Source organism: Undibacterium sp. Ji83W (genome assembly GCF_049340385.1).
GTDB lineage: Bacteria > Pseudomonadota > Gammaproteobacteria > Burkholderiales > Burkholderiaceae_D > Undibacterium.
In genome coordinates this window covers 239,047-253,719 of the sequence record NZ_JBMPOZ010000003.1, presented here as the reverse complement: position 1 = coordinate 253,719, position 14,673 = coordinate 239,047, and the positions used below count along the sequence as shown (strand labels likewise).

Sequence of the window (14,673 nt, the reverse complement as noted above, 5' to 3'; positions counted from 1 at the left end):
CCATCTCCGTCTTGTGTGCTACTGACGCACAAATTCTGTTTGCTTAGGCATTGCTACAGGATGTTTTTGTCATTTTCATACCTGTCCTGCCAGCTTTGACTTTCAATTTATGAAGGCATATTATAGCTTTTTAGAAAATCGGCAGTTTTTGACTGCAACAAGAAAGCTTTAATAGAAATGACAAAACACGACATCGTCGAGCGTATTTACGGCAAATATCAGGGCACTTTGACCCGGAATGTAGTTAAAGACATCGTTAGCTTCGTCTTTGATGAGATCGTTCGCGAAATGACGGAAGATGGCGAGGCCAAGATCAGCCGCTTTGGTACTTTCAAAGTGGCAGAGAGAAATGCAAAACAAGCCAGAAACCCCCGCACAGGCGAGCCGGTAATGATAGAGGACCGTAAAGTCCCAAAATTCAAGCCTAGCCGCTACCTGCAAAACAAAGTCAATAATCTGCCAGTTGATGACATGAAGGACGAGGACGATTAAGCAAATTAACCCCTGCTTAAACCTGAGTTAGCTATGAATTGAGGCTGTTTGGTTCTCTTTGAGCAAAAATGGATGCTTTTGAGCATCCATTTTTGTTTTTCCCGTCAATAGCTTTAAGTCTGATTAATGGTGTATTCGATCAGGAATGGCCGCCATATCAAAATCCCCGCTGTTTTTTTAATGCTTTTAATTTCTAAAATGTTTTTTACTTTTGTTCGTATAAATATTTGTAAAATGAAAAGCGTGGAAGTATAATTCCTGACATCAAATCAGTTTTTAGTATGCGTTCTTTGTTTCACGACATGGCATCACTGTACTCGCCATGTTGGTCGTACCGGGGCCGGGAGCTGTTCAAGGTGTAGTCGTGAGTTTTGTTTTTCCTCGCCTGTTTGCAAATTGCACTGTGGCAGCTTGGATTATTTTTGAAATTCTGATAATAATTCGTGTGCAGTACATTTAATTGAAGTCATTCTGGAACGTATTTCACCCGAATCATGAAATGAGTTCCATGCAAAAAATGGGTAAAAAACGGGCAAAAAATGAAACTCTCGAAACGAAATTTTGCAGGATGTTTGATGGCAATCGCTTTACAAACACAATTGGGATCTAGCGCAATGGCAAACGAAGATTTTTTGAAATTCTCCAAACATGATCTGAACATACAGGCCTATAGCGCCAGTGATGTTGAAGTGCTGTACGCGGGGACGCCGCACAAGCTGAGCGCAGGAAAGCTCGCGCCGGCCAAGACAGAAAAAGATCAAAACAAGTTCCCGAATTTTAAATCCGGCTCATACGTCACTTTCGCCGGTCCGGTGGACGTGAAATGGTCTGCCGCCGATGGCAGCAAGCTGGCCGCCACTTTGAATCTGGATGAAATATTCAAAGACCGCAGAGTCTTGCATACAGATGATGTGAGCCGTCTGTACAAGGCTGACCCTGTCGCTGGTGGGCATCCGACCATCATCATTGAAGTCAATGACCGCACACTGAACGTGTATATGTTCGTCACGATACGCCTGGAGAAAGATGCAACGACGCGCGAACACCATGACCACCGCACGCTGGCATATTCCAAAACCTATTAACGGTAATCACTATGACCGATCCTGTGAAATCTGATCCAGTTAAATCTGATGGCGTTGACGTTACGCAGGCGACCCCTGCGCAACTGGCAACTTATACCAAGGCAGAAACGGAAATCAATGCCTTCAAGGTGCCACAGTTATACGACAGCAAAGATCCCAACTCACGCGTTTTCGTCGCCTTGTTTGACGGCACAGGTAACGACGCAATTCACGATCCCAAGCATATTACCAATGTGGGCTTGTTGAAGGATCAGGTTGAAGCAGCAGCGCAAACCAACCCGAATATCGGTGGTTATTACAAAGAAGGGCCGGGTACCCAGGGTGGTCTCAAGGGCGCTCTGGATGGTGCTACTGGTGGTACATATCAAGAGCGACTGGAAGATATGTACGAGCAGTTTGACCGTCAGGCAGCTGTCTGGCTGAAAGAAAACCCGGACGCTAAAATCAGTGTCGTTTCTGTCGGTTTCAGTCGCGGTGCCGAGCAGGCGGCAGGCTTTACACGACTGGTGGATGAAAGAGGTATTCAGGACCCGAATGCCAGGAAAGTGGACACCTATCCTCTGGGGCTCAAGGATGACAAGATTACTTATACTGCACCGCCATTGCGGGAGCCTGGCGAGGTCGCCCAGGCACTGGCCATGTATGACCCGGTAGCCACCGGTGCACCTGAGCGCAAGGACAGGCGACCTGCTGATTCAGTACTCAGTGGTTTGCAAATCAAGGCTGGTGATGAGCATCGCTCTTTGTTCCCGGCAGATAACATCATTCCTCAAGGGCTATCGGCTGACAAACGTTTCCTGGGCGTGACAACCGCTGGTTGCCATAGTGATGTTGGTGGTGGATATGAACTCAATGGCCTGTCCACGCGCAATTTCAACCTGATGACGGGTTACCTGAATGCGACTTTAGGTTCAGCCATGATCTTGAAGCGTGAAGTGCCGGTGGAGCCAGAGAAAAGCGTGATCCATGATTCGACCCAACATCAGTTCTTTTACCGCAGGGTAGAAGAGCGTGGCATGACAGCAAAGCAAGATCCGCAAGGCAGGCCGGTAGAGCCAGTAGACAAGAAGGTGGCTGAGCCATTTAATGACAGTATTAAACCTATCACTGCCACCAGACCTGGTGCTGACCTGAACGTCCTGAGTGCGGATGACAGTCCTTCAAATCGATTATTGTCGCGCACCCCTGAGGTAGCGAAACCGGTACAACCTAAGCTGTAAGCAAGCTTCATTCGGGCAAAATCACATACAGGCAGGGTTTTGGTCTAAGATTATCCTTTTCGTATTGAGTCTGGCATGCCGGGCTTTCAAAAAAGGATGACGATGAAAAACCTGCCTGCAGCTGTTGCCGCTTCCCTGCAAACCTGGCATGAGATGATAGCCAGTAAAGATTTGAGTGCACTGCCATCCATCGTGCATGCGGATGCGGTATTTCGCTCACCCATGGCGCATCAACCTTATGCCAGCGCCCAGGCCGTCGTGTTAATTCTGGGAACAGTCGTCAAGGTATTTGAAAATTTCACTTATCACCGCGAATTGTCTTCTGACGATGGCTTGAATATCGTACTCGAATTCAGTGCCAATGTAGGCGACAAGCAGCTCAAGGGTATCGACATGATACGTTTTGATGTCGATGGAAAAATCGTCGACTTTGAAGTCATGGTCAGGCCCATGAGCGGCTTGCAAGCCCTGGGGCAAGAGATGGGGGCGAGATTGGCGCAATATCTGCCTGCCTATAAGTCGACTAAATAAGCACCCAAATAAGCTCCTGTATAAACAACTAAATAAGCGGTTAAATAATTTCCTGCCAGCTCATTTTTACTTGCGTGCCTGGCTCTTCAAAAATCGCATGAAGCTGCCCAGCACGGGCAGCTTTTCATACAACTCTTCTGCCGCATCCCAATAGTCGCGGTGGAAATTCACCCGGCCATCGTCAGCAAAGCGTATATGCGTGGCTCCACGTATGCGTTGTGTTGCTGCACTGAAGTTTTTCATCGTAAATAAAAAATCCCAGACCAGGAAAGCGCTATCGTTTTGCAGAACCGATGAAGTAATGCGAAAGTGTGGTTCATGTACCTGCACAAACATGTGCTGGAATACCTGGTTAATCGCAGGCAATCCGCGCAGCTCGTTGAATGGATCTTTAAAATAAGCATCCTCAGTATAGATGCCAGACAAGTCCTGGCAGGCCGCCAGTGAGATGGTTTCAAAGAAGCTGATGAGTTTGTCCAGGCTGGCCTGATGATCAGGAATGGACAAATCGATAGCAGGTAAATCATTAGTAGCCATTTATAAACCTGTGACTTTATGAACCAGATAAAAATAGCTGCGGTAAGGCAGCAGGCGAGCCAGTCTTAGCCAGTTCGTGAAACGTCTTGGGAAATGAATATGAAAATCACCTCTTTGCATACCCTTGACAATAGCCAATGCCGCTTCAGGCGCACTCATCAGGGCAGGCATCTTGAAATCATTCCCCTGTGTCATCGGCGTTTCTACAAAGCCGGGGTTAATCATATACACCGCAATATTTTTAGGGCGTAAATCCAGATACAGCGATTCACACAAATTGATGATGGCCGCCTTGGTCGGCCCATACACCAGTGCCTTGGGCAAACCTGAGAGACCTGCCACCGAGCCAACTATACCTATGCCACCGCTCCCCTGTTTTAGCAGCGCAGGCAAGACCACATCCAGGCATTGGTAGACGCCGCGCAAATTAATGTCTATAAGGCTGTTGACTGCAGCCATATCGAAACTGTCTGCCCGCATTTCATTGTAGCTACCGGCAACGATAAGTACAAAGTCTATGCTGCCCCATTTTTGTATCAAGCCTGCATGGCAAGCGACCAGGCTGGCATGATCGCAAATATCTACTGCCACGGCTTCGGCCATGGGATAGTCTGCTGCAATCTTTTCCAGTTGCGCCAGCTTGCGGGCTGACAGTGCAACCCTGGCACCACACGTCAACAATAACCTGGCAGTCTCTTCGCCTATGCCGCTGGATGCGCCTATGATCCAGATGCGTTTTCCCTGCCAGTCGCGGATGGCGGGGTTCATGGCGTGGCGTTACTGCGTTTGGTGAAGGATAAAGTGACGCTGCCGAGTTCAACACCAAACTTGCGCATGATGGCGCGGTTCAGCATGATCTTGTCATCCATCAAGACCATGGTGTCGTCAAAATCCACGTTATAAACGCTGCCGTCTACCGGCAATGCCAGGACATAATTCCAGTGCAGGGTATTGCCTGATACTTGCCCCCTGGCTTCGCCTATGACGTCAGCCGCAGTGCCGGTAAATTGATCATCCCCTGTTTTTTTCAAAGTCCAGATACGCTTTTGCTTGCTCCCATCTGAATAACTGAAGTCTTCATTGAGCGTACCAATATCACCTGACCATTGACAGTCCATGACCACGGTAAAGCGTTTGACGATAGCACCCGACCTGTCCTGGAACATGCCCCAGGCATCCAGCTTGCCATTGAAATAGCTTTGCATATCCAGCTTTGGAGTCTCATTGCGGTAGCGGCCAGGTTCATACTGGCTGGCACAGGATGTCAGCAACAAGATCAGGCTGAAGAAAAATAAGCGGTAGGTGTGCTTCAACATATGCTTTCCTGATGTGAGTGTTTGTTGCTGGTGTGCTTAATTGGCGGCGGCTTTGCTGCCCAGCAGCCTGGTGCGCAAACTTTGCGCCGTGGTTTTCTTGTCCAGCCATATGGCAAAGAAAGCATGGGCAAATTCCGCATCGCGTATCTCGCCCAGCAATTTCCCATTCAGATAAAACCTGGCTGCTTCATTCGGTATGTAAATACCGGTGATGTGCGTGCCCTGTTTGACGTCGGGGAAAAGTTTTTTCATCTGCGCCAGCCAACGCTCTCGCTTTTCTGCTGTACCCAGCTTGAGCTTTTCTATTTCATCTATGCTGGCATCGGCGATCTTGCCGCCATATAAAGTGCGGGCATACGCCAGGTCCAGCGCAAACTTTTGTGGCTTGTCGCTATCCGGTTTATAGCCTTCAGGTGCAGACCACAAGCTTGCGTCGTAAATATGCAAGCCAAACCAGCGAAAACTGCCGCCACCCTGCAAGCTGGCTTGCGGAATTTCTTCACTGATGTGTGCTGGAGCAGGTGGCGGGTTTGCAGGCACATCCGCTGCGTGCACAGGCATTGCTATCACTGAAACCAACAAGGACAAACATAGCCTGCGCAAGGTGTGAACAAAGCTCATTTTTTTCTCAATGTGAATTGCGTGACATTGATACTTCCTGCGCGGAAGCCCGCTTCACAATAGGCCAGATAAAATTCCCAGGTACGCAAGAATTCATCATCAAACCCCTGGGTTTTGACCTGCGCCAGTTTTTCCATGAAAGCATGGCGCCAGTGCAGCAGGGTGCGCGCATAGTCGAGACCAAAATTATAGGTATCCAATACTTCCATACCGTAGGCTTCAGCCATGGCATGGAACTTTTCTATCGATGGCAGCATGCCACCGGGGAAGATGTATTGCTGTATAAAGTCCGTGCCCTTGCGGTAGCGTTCGAATAATTCATCTGCGATGACGATGCTTTGCACACAGGCACGGCCACCCTGTTTCAGGTTGCGTTGCAGGCATTCAAAATAACCAGGCCAGTAAGCTTCACCTACGGCTTCAAACATTTCTATGGAAGCGATCGCGTCGTAGCTGCCGTTTGCATCGCGGTAATCTTCTATCTTCAAATCACCCTGTGCATGCAGGCCCGCATGACGCAGGCGCTCTTGGGCATATTGCAATTGTTCTGTAGAGAGAGTCAGGCCAGTCACGTGGGCACCGGCATCCCGTATTGCCATCTCGGCAAAGCCACCCCAGCCACAACCTATTTCCAGTACCTCGGCATTTTCTGGCAATGCCAGTTGATGCAGTATGCGGCGGTATTTTTCTTGCTGCGCTTCTTCCAGTGACTGTTCTTGCTCGTCAGAATAAATCGCGCTGGAATAAGTCATCGATGGGTCCAGCCACAGCTTGTAGAATTCATTGCCGATATCGTAATGGGCGTGAATATTTTTCTTGCTGCCTGTGCGGGAATTACGGTTCAGCAGATGCTTGAGTCTATAAATAAGATTACCCCACCAACTGCCATAGATCACGCTTTCCAGTTGTTGGCGATTATGTGAAATCAGTTCTATCAAGCCGGTAAGGCTGCTGGTAGTCCAGTGACCGGCGATATAACTTTCGGCAAAACCTATATCCCCAGACTTGAGTACGGCGCGACATAACTCCCAGTCTTTCAAATGCAGGCTGACATGTTGCCAGCCTTCATAGGCGCGGCCAAAGCTGGCAGTTTGCCCATCCGGGAATTGCATCGTCAGGCAGCCGTGCTCAAGTTTATTGAGCAAGCTGAGGACAAACCTGGCTTGCGCTGGAAAGTGCTTGCTATTCAGTTGTGCGTTTGCTGTGGCATTGTTGTCAGCGCTTGCAGTGCCAGAGGCAAAAGTAGGATGTAGGCTGCTCATCGGCTTAACTCTTCAGTAGGAGGAATAGGTTTGGAAATAAAGGGCACACGCTTGATCCACAGGCGCAGTGCTTGGATATGGATGCGCAGCACTACGCCTATAGTCATGAAGGGGTAGCGCAACATGACCTGGGTTATACGGGTATTGCTCATGGTCTGTTCACGGCCAGAAACGCTGGTGAGTAATAGCGGGCCTTCTGCATCTGCATAGTCGATACGGGCCAGGTGCTTTTTCTGTACATGTCCTGCGTCTTGCCCAAGCATCTCTTGCTGTGCTTGCATGAAGCGGAAGCGATAGCTGCCCTCGACCTTGCAGAAAGGCGAGACATGGAAGATTTTCCTGGCTTGCAATTCTTCGCCATTGGCCAGCTTGCCACCTTTTTCCAGCAGGTATAAATGCTTCTCGCCAAAGGTATTGCGTACTTCGCAAACCACGGCGCGTAAGCTGCCATCCTGACGATGACAAAACCAGAAAGACACAGGATTGAATACATAGCCAAACACCCGGGGGAAACACTGCAGCCAAATCTCGCCGTCAGCATCTGTGATGCCCTCGCTTTGCAACAAGTCATCCAGCCATTGCGCCAGTGGCTGACCAGCATCACCATGGTCACGCTCATGGAAAGACAGGACATTAAAGCGGTTCACAGAAAACAATGCCGGGGTACTCATGCGCTTGATATCGTTGATGTCACGCACAGGCACACGGATAAAAAACACGCCATAGCGAAAAGCATTTTTAGCCGGGCGCAAGCGTTTGTGCATGACTTCGCCTGTACACAAGACGACAGCAGATTTGGTGGCAGGCGTGTTCATGTTCAGGCTGCGCGTATCATTTTGTCGTAGGCAGCTTCTGCGCGGGCGAGTATGCATTCCGCCACACGCAGGCCAGATTTCAAGCCATCTTCATGGAAGCCATAGCCTGTCCAGGCACCGGCAAACCAGATATTTCTCCTGCCCTGGATATTCACCAGCTGGTTTTGTGCATTGATTGCCATCGCATCAAATACCGGGTGAGAATAGTCAAAGCTATTGATGACGCTGTCTGCAGCCGGTTCTTGAATTGGATTCAAGGTGACGATAATGGGTGTCTTGAAGGGCAGGGGTTGTAATTGATTGATCAGGTAGTGCACACAGACACGTGGTTCGCTGCCGCTTTCACTTTGATAATTCCAGGCCGACCAGGCTTTTTTATTTTGCGGCAAGACACTGGCATCGGTATGTAGCACTGCACGATTAGGCTGGTATTTGACAGATGACAGGATTTGACGCTCCGCCAGGTCAGCATCAACCAGCATTTTCAGACTTTGATCGCTATGGCTGGCGAAAACTACATGCTCGAACGTTTGCGTGCCTTGTTCAGTCTGGACAGCAATTGCACCTGGTGTTTTTTCGCGCACGCTTACTACCGGGGTTTGCAAATGCGTGTGTGCAATCCTTGGTAAAATCTTTTCTACATATTGCCTGGCACCGCCTTTGACAGTTTGCCATTGCGGCCTGTCATTTACTTGTAGCAAGCCGTGGTTATGGCAAAAATTGACGAAAGAAGACAGCGGAAAAGCCATCATGGTTTCAGTAGGGCAGGACCAGATACAGGCTGCCATGGGCAGCAGATACCATGCACGGAATTCTTTGCCATAACCGTGTTGGTCGAGAAAGCTGCCCAGCGGTTGTTTGAAATCTGGATGATCTTGCGTGGTTGCCAGCGCAGTCGCCTGTTTATTAAAGCGCAAGATATCGCGCAGCATGCGTATAAATGCCGGGCTCAGCAAATTACGGCGCTGGGCGAATACCGTATCAAGATTCGCTCCTGCCCATTCAAGCAGGCGACCCCCATTTTTACCCAAGGGCATCTTGACTGAAAAAGACATGTCGGTCGCGACCGTCGCGATACCCAATTCCTTGAACAGGTTGACCAGGTTAGGATAGGTCTTGTGATTGAATACCAGGAAGCCGGTATCTACTCCATAAGTCTGGCCATCCAGACTGACATCGACCGTATGAGTATGCCCGCCAAAATAATCATTGGCTTCAAACAGGCTGATTTCATGCCCTGCTTTGGAAAGCTCGTACGCGCAAGACAGGCCGGAGATGCCGGAACCGATGACAGCGATTTTCATAGTCTGATTGTGCTCATGGAATTGGTAAAAATATATTTATTGTGAAGCGATTACTTTGGCCCGACCTGTAATTCACTGGTTGGACCGTATTCATATATTCATACGCAAGCTGCAGTTTTTTGGATTCAGGAGTTTTTACCGTTGCCATGATCGATAATTTCTCTGGTAAAAAAGCTGCCTTGGGTTAAAATATGACCATGAATTTCATTTTGTGACTGATCAGTCACAAAATATACTACAAAGTTTTTATTTGCGCAGAAAAAATAATGGAAATCCGGATTCCTTTTAAAAAACAACAGTTTGATGCACGGGAAGTCGCCATCATCGATGCCGTCAATCGCCTTTTGTCAGAAAAAGGCTATGACTTGATGACCATGGATGATGTCGCCGACGCGGTAGGGATAGCCAAGGGCAGCCTGTACAAGCATTTTTCGTCCAAGGAAAAGCTGGCAGGGGCAGCCATGACGCGGCTCTTGAAGGCAACCCAGGCTGAGTTGGATACTTTGGCGGCGGAGATGCCAGCGATAGACAAAATCAGGCATATCCTGGCCTGGTCCTTGCGACTGCGCCTGCAAGGTGGTGTGCCACATCTGCCCTCAACCAGTCTGGCTTTACAGCGCAGTCTGATGCTGAACCTTGATTATGTGATGGTGGCCTTGCGCGTCAACAAGCGTTTTTATGCGTTGGTGGCACAAGCCAGGGAGCAGGGCGCATTGACACCGCTGGTGCCGGATGATGTCCTGGTCTACACCCTGTATTCACGGGCCTGTGATCCGACCATGGAATTTTTATTGCGCGACAAGCGCCTGACGCATGAGCAGATAGTCGATGCCATGGTGCATGCGACCATAGGTGGTTTTTTGTCGAATGAAGCGAGGAAAGCTTAAGCAGCTTAAATAGCTTAAACAGATTGAGCTGATTCTTTGTTTTCTGCAGCCAGGCGCAAGGCTTCCTGCAAGATGTTGAGATCACCTATGTGATTAGCCAGCAGCAAGATCAATCGTGCATTCAGGGAAGCGCTAGCTTCATCGCTAAGGTCGCGATGGCTGTCTATCAACAACTGATAAAAATCATCACCAGCACTGTAGTCACGTTGCGATGATTTGTCAGGGTAATGGAAATTTGATTGCAGGTTCAAAGGCATCATGCCACTCCAGATGAATTGCCGCTTGCAGTTTGTACTGCATGAAGCACGTGTTTCAATTCAAATTGCTGCCAGCGCGCAGCCAGATGCTGATCAGGTCTGAGCAGATGATAGCTGCCGTTGCCTGCGCCATAGCGCTGGTGCAGCAAGCCCTTGACGTCAGTCAGAACCAGATGAGCATCAAGCGCGCCATCCTGTTTGCTAATGATGAGTGTGGTTATGGAAATTGCTTCTTGTTCCAAAGCTCTCATTGCCGCGAGATGTACATCAGGAATATCAGATACGGCATCGCAGAAATACAGGCCTTGAAAAACTGGTTGCAAATAATCGATCAGGAAACCAGATTTACTTTGACAAGTAACTGGCCCGTCTTCAAACGGCGCACCAGTTTGCAGGGCTGTATCAAACCCTTCGCGGTCTTCTGTATTCAAATTCGACTCCGACAAGATGGTCGGTACAGACAAGCGCCCGGAATTCACCAATTTGCGTGCAAATGCATGTTCCTGCGCCAGACTTAATACCGCATTGCGAAAGCACTTGCTGATGGTACTTTTGGGTGTGATGAAATCAGTAGAGCGTGTCGAATTCAGCAAATTTTCATCCGCTGCAAATACGCGTTCATCGGAATACGTATCGAGCAAGCTGTCCGGTGCTTTGCCATCAACGACCAGCTTCAGTTTCCACACCAGATTATCTGCATCCTGTATGCCGGAATTTGCTCCACGTGCGCCAAAGGGGGAAACCTGATGCGCGGCATCGCCAGCAAACAGCACACGGCCATGGCGGAATTTTTCCATGCGCCGACACTGGAAGGTGTACACGCTGACCCATTCGAGTTCAAACTCCCTGTCATCACCCAGCATGGCCTTGATGCGCGGTATCACGTTTTCGGGTTTGCGTTCTTCCACCGGGTCGGCATCCCAGCCCAGTTGAAAGTCTATGCGCCAGACATTGTCGGCTTCACGATGCAACAGCACCGATTGATTGGGATGGAAAGGTGGGTCAAACCAGAACCAGCGTTCTGCCGGAAAATCAGCTTTCATGACCACATCAGCAATCAGGAACCTGTCCATGAAGACCTTGCCTTCCACTTCCAGTCCCAGCATCTGGCGCAAGGGGCTGCGCGCACCATCGCAGGCGATCAGCCAGTCTGCTTGCAGACTGTAATCACCCTCTGGTGTGCTTATCCGCAAGATGGAAAAATCATCGCTTTGCTCAATCGCAGTGACACGGCTTTTCCAGCGTAACTCTACGCCGAGTTCCATCGCCCGTTGCACCAGAAAATCTTCGAGATAATATTGCTGCAAATTCACCATGCCTGGGTGTTTGTGATCAGGCGCAGGCAAGAGATTGAAATTGAACACTTCATCCTTGCGAAAGAAAGTACGCCCTACATTCCACTCCACACCCTTGCCACGCACTGCTTCTACCACGCCCAGTCGGTCAAGTATTTCCAGCGTACGTTTGGCATAACACAAGCCGCGTGAACCTACCGACACCGTGTCATCATCATCCAGCACCAGCACATCCAAACCCTGTAAATGACAATCTATCGCAGCAGCCAGACCAACAGGACCAGCGCCGACAATGACAACTTTGCGGCGCGTGATTTCTTTCGTCCGCAACTCCGGTGGAGTCACGAAGGGAAATTTTTGATATTGATAAGTGCTAAGCAAGACATGACTCCAGCTACAACATTCAGGCTAAGGAAAAAAGTGAGACTCAGGTATTTATATCAAGACTGTAAACAAAACTGGTTCTTCTCTTGAATTTCTCTGTGTCTCGGTGTCTCTGTGTTGAGGGGTCTTGACGTTAAATAAAACTACCCCTCCAAACTCTTCCACATCTCCACATCCCGCTCCGCCGTCCACACCCGTGGATCAACATGCCCCGACGCTTCATCAAAAGCCCGCGTCACATCAAATGGCAGGCAATGATCAAAGATCACCCAGTGGCCATACTTGGGTTTCAACGCGGTGTAAGTATTTTTGTAGATGGTATTCAGGTCATGCTGTTGTTGCTGACCAGCCTTGACGCTGGCAAACAAGTCGCTGATAAAAGAGCGGGTTTCACTGAGGCCCGCTGCCACCAGTTCTGGTGTAGTCAGGGCGGCTCCGCGACCTGGCACCAGTTTTTCGGCTTTCATTGCTTCCAGATTGCTCAGGGTTTGCGGCCAGTCTGAATAATAGGCGTCACCCGCATAGGGTGTCGCACCAAATTCAACCAGGTCACCAGAGAACAGGACTTTTTCCTGTGGCAGCCAGACGATGGTGTCGCCCTTGGTATGGCCTCGTCCTACCTGCATGAGTCTCACTTCCAGCTTGCCCAGCCAGATCGACATTTCACCCTTGAAGGTAATCGTTGGCCAGGTCAAGCCGGGCACGCTTTCAACATTACGGAACAGACGCGGGAAGCGGCCTATCTCACTCTTCATGTCAGCATCGCCACGCTCAACGATGAGGTCATAAGTATCGCGACTGGCGATGATATGCTCCAGCCCTTCCGCCACATAGCCACTGGCACCGAGCACGCGCACCGCATGGTAGTGTGACATCACCACATATTTAATCGGCTTGTCAGTGACTTCACGGATGCGGCGCACCACATCCTGCGCCATGATGGGCGTCGCCTGGGTGTCGATCACCATGACGGCATCGTCACCGATGATGATGCCGGTATTCGGGTCACCTTCAGCGGTATAGGCATAAGCATGTTCAGATAATTGCTGGAAGCTGACTTTCTTTTCTTCCAGGTCAGCGTGGGAGGCGAATTGTTTGGTGGTCATGACAACATCCTTTGATCGGTGCAAGGCATGCTTAAAATTGAAGCACGCGACAGAAAGCAAGAATAAGCATTAATTCGTTATTTGTAAATGCATTTGTTAATAGTAAAATAGATTCGAGCTAAAGAAAGGGCTGCCATGACAGAAAAAAGCAAGGAAAGACGCGGCATAGGCGCGATCGAGGTCGGTGGCTTGATCCTGAATGCACTGGTCAGCTCTGGCCGCGCCATGTCCCTGGGTGACCTGGCGCGTGAGAGCGGCATGCCAGCATCCAAGGCACATGCCTATCTGGTCAGCTTCGGTAAACTGGGTCTGGTGGAGCAGGATGCGGCGACTGGCGCTTACCAGCTTGGCCCCTTTGCCCTGCAAATGGGGCTGGTCAGCCTGCAGCAAATGTCACCCGTCAAACTGGCAATACCTGAAATCACCCGCCTGGCCGCCATTACCGATCACACCGTGGCGCTGGCAGTGTGGGGTAGCCATGGCCCTACTGTAGTGTATATCGCAGAATCCAGCCGCCCCATCCATGTGAATATGCATGCGGGTTCTGTCATGTCCATGCTGGGTACGGCGACGGGCTTGGTGTTTTCTGCTTTCTTACCGCAAGCGCTGGTTGACAAGGTGATTGGCAGAGAGCTCAAAGATGAATTGGTAATAGGGCAGGCAGGGGCGCAGATGACTGCCAATGATATTGCCAGCGTATTGGCAGAAGTAAGGGAGCAGGGCCTGGCAAGAGCACAGGGTTTGCCTATACCCGGTATCAATGCCCTCAGCGCGCCAGTCTTCAACCATGCCCAGGCACTGAGCCTGGTGATTACCGCCACTGGCCCCAAGGGCAGTTTTGATACAGACTGGGATGGCGAACTGGCACAGGCTTTGCGCGCCAGTGCCAGCGCCTTATCACGTCAAATGGGCTATGTGCCCAAGCTTTTATAAGGATCAATTCACAGGAATTACTGCGCGGCCAGTGCTTTTTCTACATCGGCGACCAGTTTCTTGTCGTCCGGTGTGGTTACGCTGGAATAAGCCGCAACGACATTGCCTTTGCGGTCTATCAGGTATTTATAAAAATTCCATTTTGGTGTCGTGCCAGTTGCCTTGATCAACTGCGCATACATGGGATTGACATCCTTGCCCATGACAGAAGATTTGCTGAACATGGGGAATTTCACGCCATAGGTATTAAAGCAAAAATCAGCAATTTGCTTGTCGTTGCCAGGTTCCTGCTTGCCAAAATCATTGGATGGAAAGCCCAGCACCACCAGGCCCTTGTCGCTGTATTTGGCCGACATGGCTTCCAGGCCTTCATACTGCTTGGTAAAACCACAATAACTGGCGGTATTCACGATCAGTGCAACCTTGCCTTTGTACTGGCAAAGATCTTGCGGCGCTTCATCTTGCAGGCGCTTGAATTTATGGTTCAGCACAGCCGGGCAGGCATCACCGGTATCCGCCCACGCTCCCAATGAGCAACTGATCAAACCCAGAAAAACAGCAACTTGAATTGGTGTGCGTCGCAACATGGCTAACTCCTGAAGAAGAGGATGTCATCTTAGCGCAGTCT

Annotated in this window: 17 protein-coding genes; 6 read left to right on the top strand and 11 right to left on the bottom strand. The window is 49.8% G+C overall.

Annotated features, from left to right (window positions below; translation table 11 throughout):
- Positions 1-177: 177 nt before the first annotated feature.
- From ACO0LD_RS07905 to ACO0LD_RS07890, 4 genes are all read left to right on the top strand, one after another.
- Positions 178-492 (top strand): HU family DNA-binding protein, encoded by a 315-nt coding sequence (locus ACO0LD_RS07905; protein ID WP_423005435.1) that lies wholly within the window; start codon positions 178-180, stop codon positions 490-492.
- A 614-nt stretch (positions 493-1,106) separates the two neighbouring features.
- Positions 1,107-1,577, top strand: a complete 471-nt coding sequence (locus ACO0LD_RS07900; RefSeq protein ID WP_423005433.1) for a hypothetical protein — start codon at positions 1,107-1,109, stop codon at positions 1,575-1,577.
- Between the two features lie 11 nt (positions 1,578-1,588).
- Positions 1,589-2,797, top strand: a complete 1,209-nt coding sequence (locus ACO0LD_RS07895; protein WP_423005431.1) for a phospholipase effector Tle1 domain-containing protein — start codon at positions 1,589-1,591, stop codon at positions 2,795-2,797.
- Between the two features lie 102 nt (positions 2,798-2,899).
- The gene (locus tag ACO0LD_RS07890; RefSeq protein WP_423005429.1) at positions 2,900-3,328 is read left to right on the top strand and encodes a nuclear transport factor 2 family protein; all 429 of its coding nucleotides are present in this window, start codon (positions 2,900-2,902) and stop codon (positions 3,326-3,328) included.
- Positions 3,329-3,394: 66 nt separating this feature from the next.
- On the opposite strand, the gene ACO0LD_RS07885 is transcribed toward ACO0LD_RS07890, so the two are convergent.
- Genes ACO0LD_RS07885 through ACO0LD_RS07855 form a run of 7 tightly spaced genes read right to left on the bottom strand, consistent with a single transcriptional unit; the run spans position 3,395 to position 9,183 of the window.
- Complete coding sequence (locus ACO0LD_RS07885) at positions 3,395-3,865, bottom strand: nuclear transport factor 2 family protein (RefSeq protein ID WP_423005427.1); 471 nt, start codon at positions 3,863-3,865, stop codon at positions 3,395-3,397.
- Positions 3,866-4,633: an SDR family NAD(P)-dependent oxidoreductase gene (locus tag ACO0LD_RS07880; RefSeq protein WP_423005425.1), complete on the bottom strand. Its 768-nt coding sequence runs from the start codon at positions 4,631-4,633 to the stop codon at positions 3,866-3,868.
- Complete coding sequence (locus ACO0LD_RS07875; RefSeq protein WP_423005423.1) at positions 4,630-5,181, bottom strand: DUF3833 domain-containing protein; 552 nt, start codon at positions 5,179-5,181, stop codon at positions 4,630-4,632. Before ACO0LD_RS07875 ends, ACO0LD_RS07880 begins: the two co-directional genes overlap by 4 nt.
- A gap of 36 nt (positions 5,182-5,217) precedes the next feature.
- Complete coding sequence (locus ACO0LD_RS07870) at positions 5,218-5,802, bottom strand: chalcone isomerase family protein (protein WP_423005421.1); 585 nt, start codon at positions 5,800-5,802, stop codon at positions 5,218-5,220.
- Positions 5,799-7,064, bottom strand: coding sequence for a class I SAM-dependent methyltransferase (locus ACO0LD_RS07865; RefSeq protein ID WP_423005419.1), 1,266 nt, complete (start codon positions 7,062-7,064; stop codon positions 5,799-5,801). Before ACO0LD_RS07865 ends, ACO0LD_RS07870 begins: the two co-directional genes overlap by 4 nt.
- A complete protein-coding gene (locus ACO0LD_RS07860; protein WP_423005417.1) occupies positions 7,061-7,879 on the bottom strand; it encodes a DUF1365 domain-containing protein in 819 nt (272 codons plus the stop codon). Before ACO0LD_RS07860 ends, ACO0LD_RS07865 begins: the two co-directional genes overlap by 4 nt.
- A 2-nt stretch (positions 7,880-7,881) precedes the next feature.
- Entirely contained in the window at positions 7,882-9,183 is a 1,302-nt protein-coding gene (locus tag ACO0LD_RS07855) for an NAD(P)/FAD-dependent oxidoreductase (RefSeq protein WP_423005415.1), read from the bottom strand.
- A 266-nt stretch (positions 9,184-9,449) separates the two neighbouring features.
- Here ACO0LD_RS07855 and ACO0LD_RS07850 point away from each other — a divergent pair, with 266 nt between their 5' ends.
- On the top strand, positions 9,450-10,070 hold the full coding sequence (locus tag ACO0LD_RS07850; RefSeq protein WP_423005413.1) for a TetR/AcrR family transcriptional regulator: 621 nt from the start codon (positions 9,450-9,452) through the stop codon (positions 10,068-10,070).
- 14 nt (positions 10,071-10,084) lie between these two features.
- Here ACO0LD_RS07850 and ACO0LD_RS07845 read toward each other — a convergent pair whose 3' ends face one another.
- The 3 genes from ACO0LD_RS07845 to ACO0LD_RS07835 all read right to left on the bottom strand — a co-directional run bounded on the left by ACO0LD_RS07845 (position 10,085) and on the right by ACO0LD_RS07835 (position 13,112).
- Positions 10,085-10,327, bottom strand: coding sequence for a DUF2783 domain-containing protein (locus ACO0LD_RS07845; RefSeq protein WP_423005905.1), 243 nt, complete (start codon positions 10,325-10,327; stop codon positions 10,085-10,087).
- On the bottom strand, positions 10,327-12,003 hold the full coding sequence (locus ACO0LD_RS07840) for an FAD-dependent oxidoreductase (RefSeq protein WP_423005411.1): 1,677 nt from the start codon (positions 12,001-12,003) through the stop codon (positions 10,327-10,329). The genes ACO0LD_RS07845 and ACO0LD_RS07840 overlap by 1 nt, the downstream gene beginning before the upstream one ends.
- 146 nt (positions 12,004-12,149) lie before the next feature.
- Complete coding sequence (locus ACO0LD_RS07835) at positions 12,150-13,112, bottom strand: MBL fold metallo-hydrolase (protein WP_423005409.1); 963 nt, start codon at positions 13,110-13,112, stop codon at positions 12,150-12,152.
- 135 nt (positions 13,113-13,247) lie between these two features.
- Here ACO0LD_RS07835 and ACO0LD_RS07830 point away from each other — a divergent pair, with 135 nt between their 5' ends.
- Positions 13,248-14,045, top strand: coding sequence for an IclR family transcriptional regulator (locus ACO0LD_RS07830; protein WP_423005407.1), 798 nt, complete (start codon positions 13,248-13,250; stop codon positions 14,043-14,045).
- 17 nt (positions 14,046-14,062) lie between these two features.
- Here the strand turns inward: ACO0LD_RS07830 and ACO0LD_RS07825 are convergent, their stop codons facing one another.
- A complete protein-coding gene (locus ACO0LD_RS07825; RefSeq protein WP_423005405.1) occupies positions 14,063-14,632 on the bottom strand; it encodes a glutathione peroxidase in 570 nt (189 codons plus the stop codon).
- Positions 14,633-14,673: the final 41 nt, after the last annotated feature.

Coding starts and splice junctions, on each gene's coding strand:
- ACO0LD_RS07905 (WP_423005435.1), top strand. CDS start 178: ATGACAAAACACGACATCGTCGAGCGTATTTACGGCAAATATCAGGGC.
- ACO0LD_RS07900 (WP_423005433.1), top strand. CDS start 1,107: ATGGCAAACGAAGATTTTTTGAAATTCTCCAAACATGATCTGAACATA.
- ACO0LD_RS07895 (WP_423005431.1), top strand. CDS start 1,589: ATGACCGATCCTGTGAAATCTGATCCAGTTAAATCTGATGGCGTTGAC.
- ACO0LD_RS07890 (WP_423005429.1), top strand. CDS start 2,900: ATGAAAAACCTGCCTGCAGCTGTTGCCGCTTCCCTGCAAACCTGGCAT.
- ACO0LD_RS07885 (WP_423005427.1), bottom strand. CDS start 3,865: ATGGCTACTAATGATTTACCTGCTATCGATTTGTCCATTCCTGATCAT.
- ACO0LD_RS07880 (WP_423005425.1), bottom strand. CDS start 4,633: ATGAACCCCGCCATCCGCGACTGGCAGGGAAAACGCATCTGGATCATA.
- ACO0LD_RS07875 (WP_423005423.1), bottom strand. CDS start 5,181: ATGTTGAAGCACACCTACCGCTTATTTTTCTTCAGCCTGATCTTGTTG.
- ACO0LD_RS07870 (WP_423005421.1), bottom strand. CDS start 5,802: ATGAGCTTTGTTCACACCTTGCGCAGGCTATGTTTGTCCTTGTTGGTT.
- ACO0LD_RS07865 (WP_423005419.1), bottom strand. CDS start 7,064: ATGAGCAGCCTACATCCTACTTTTGCCTCTGGCACTGCAAGCGCTGAC.
- ACO0LD_RS07860 (WP_423005417.1), bottom strand. CDS start 7,879: ATGAACACGCCTGCCACCAAATCTGCTGTCGTCTTGTGTACAGGCGAA.
- ACO0LD_RS07855 (WP_423005415.1), bottom strand. CDS start 9,183: ATGAAAATCGCTGTCATCGGTTCCGGCATCTCCGGCCTGTCTTGCGCG.
- ACO0LD_RS07850 (WP_423005413.1), top strand. CDS start 9,450: ATGGAAATCCGGATTCCTTTTAAAAAACAACAGTTTGATGCACGGGAA.
- ACO0LD_RS07845 (WP_423005905.1), bottom strand. CDS start 10,327: ATGCCTTTGAACCTGCAATCAAATTTCCATTACCCTGACAAATCATCG.
- ACO0LD_RS07835 (WP_423005409.1), bottom strand. CDS start 13,112: ATGACCACCAAACAATTCGCCTCCCACGCTGACCTGGAAGAAAAGAAA.
- ACO0LD_RS07830 (WP_423005407.1), top strand. CDS start 13,248: ATGACAGAAAAAAGCAAGGAAAGACGCGGCATAGGCGCGATCGAGGTC.
- ACO0LD_RS07825 (WP_423005405.1), bottom strand. CDS start 14,632: ATGTTGCGACGCACACCAATTCAAGTTGCTGTTTTTCTGGGTTTGATC.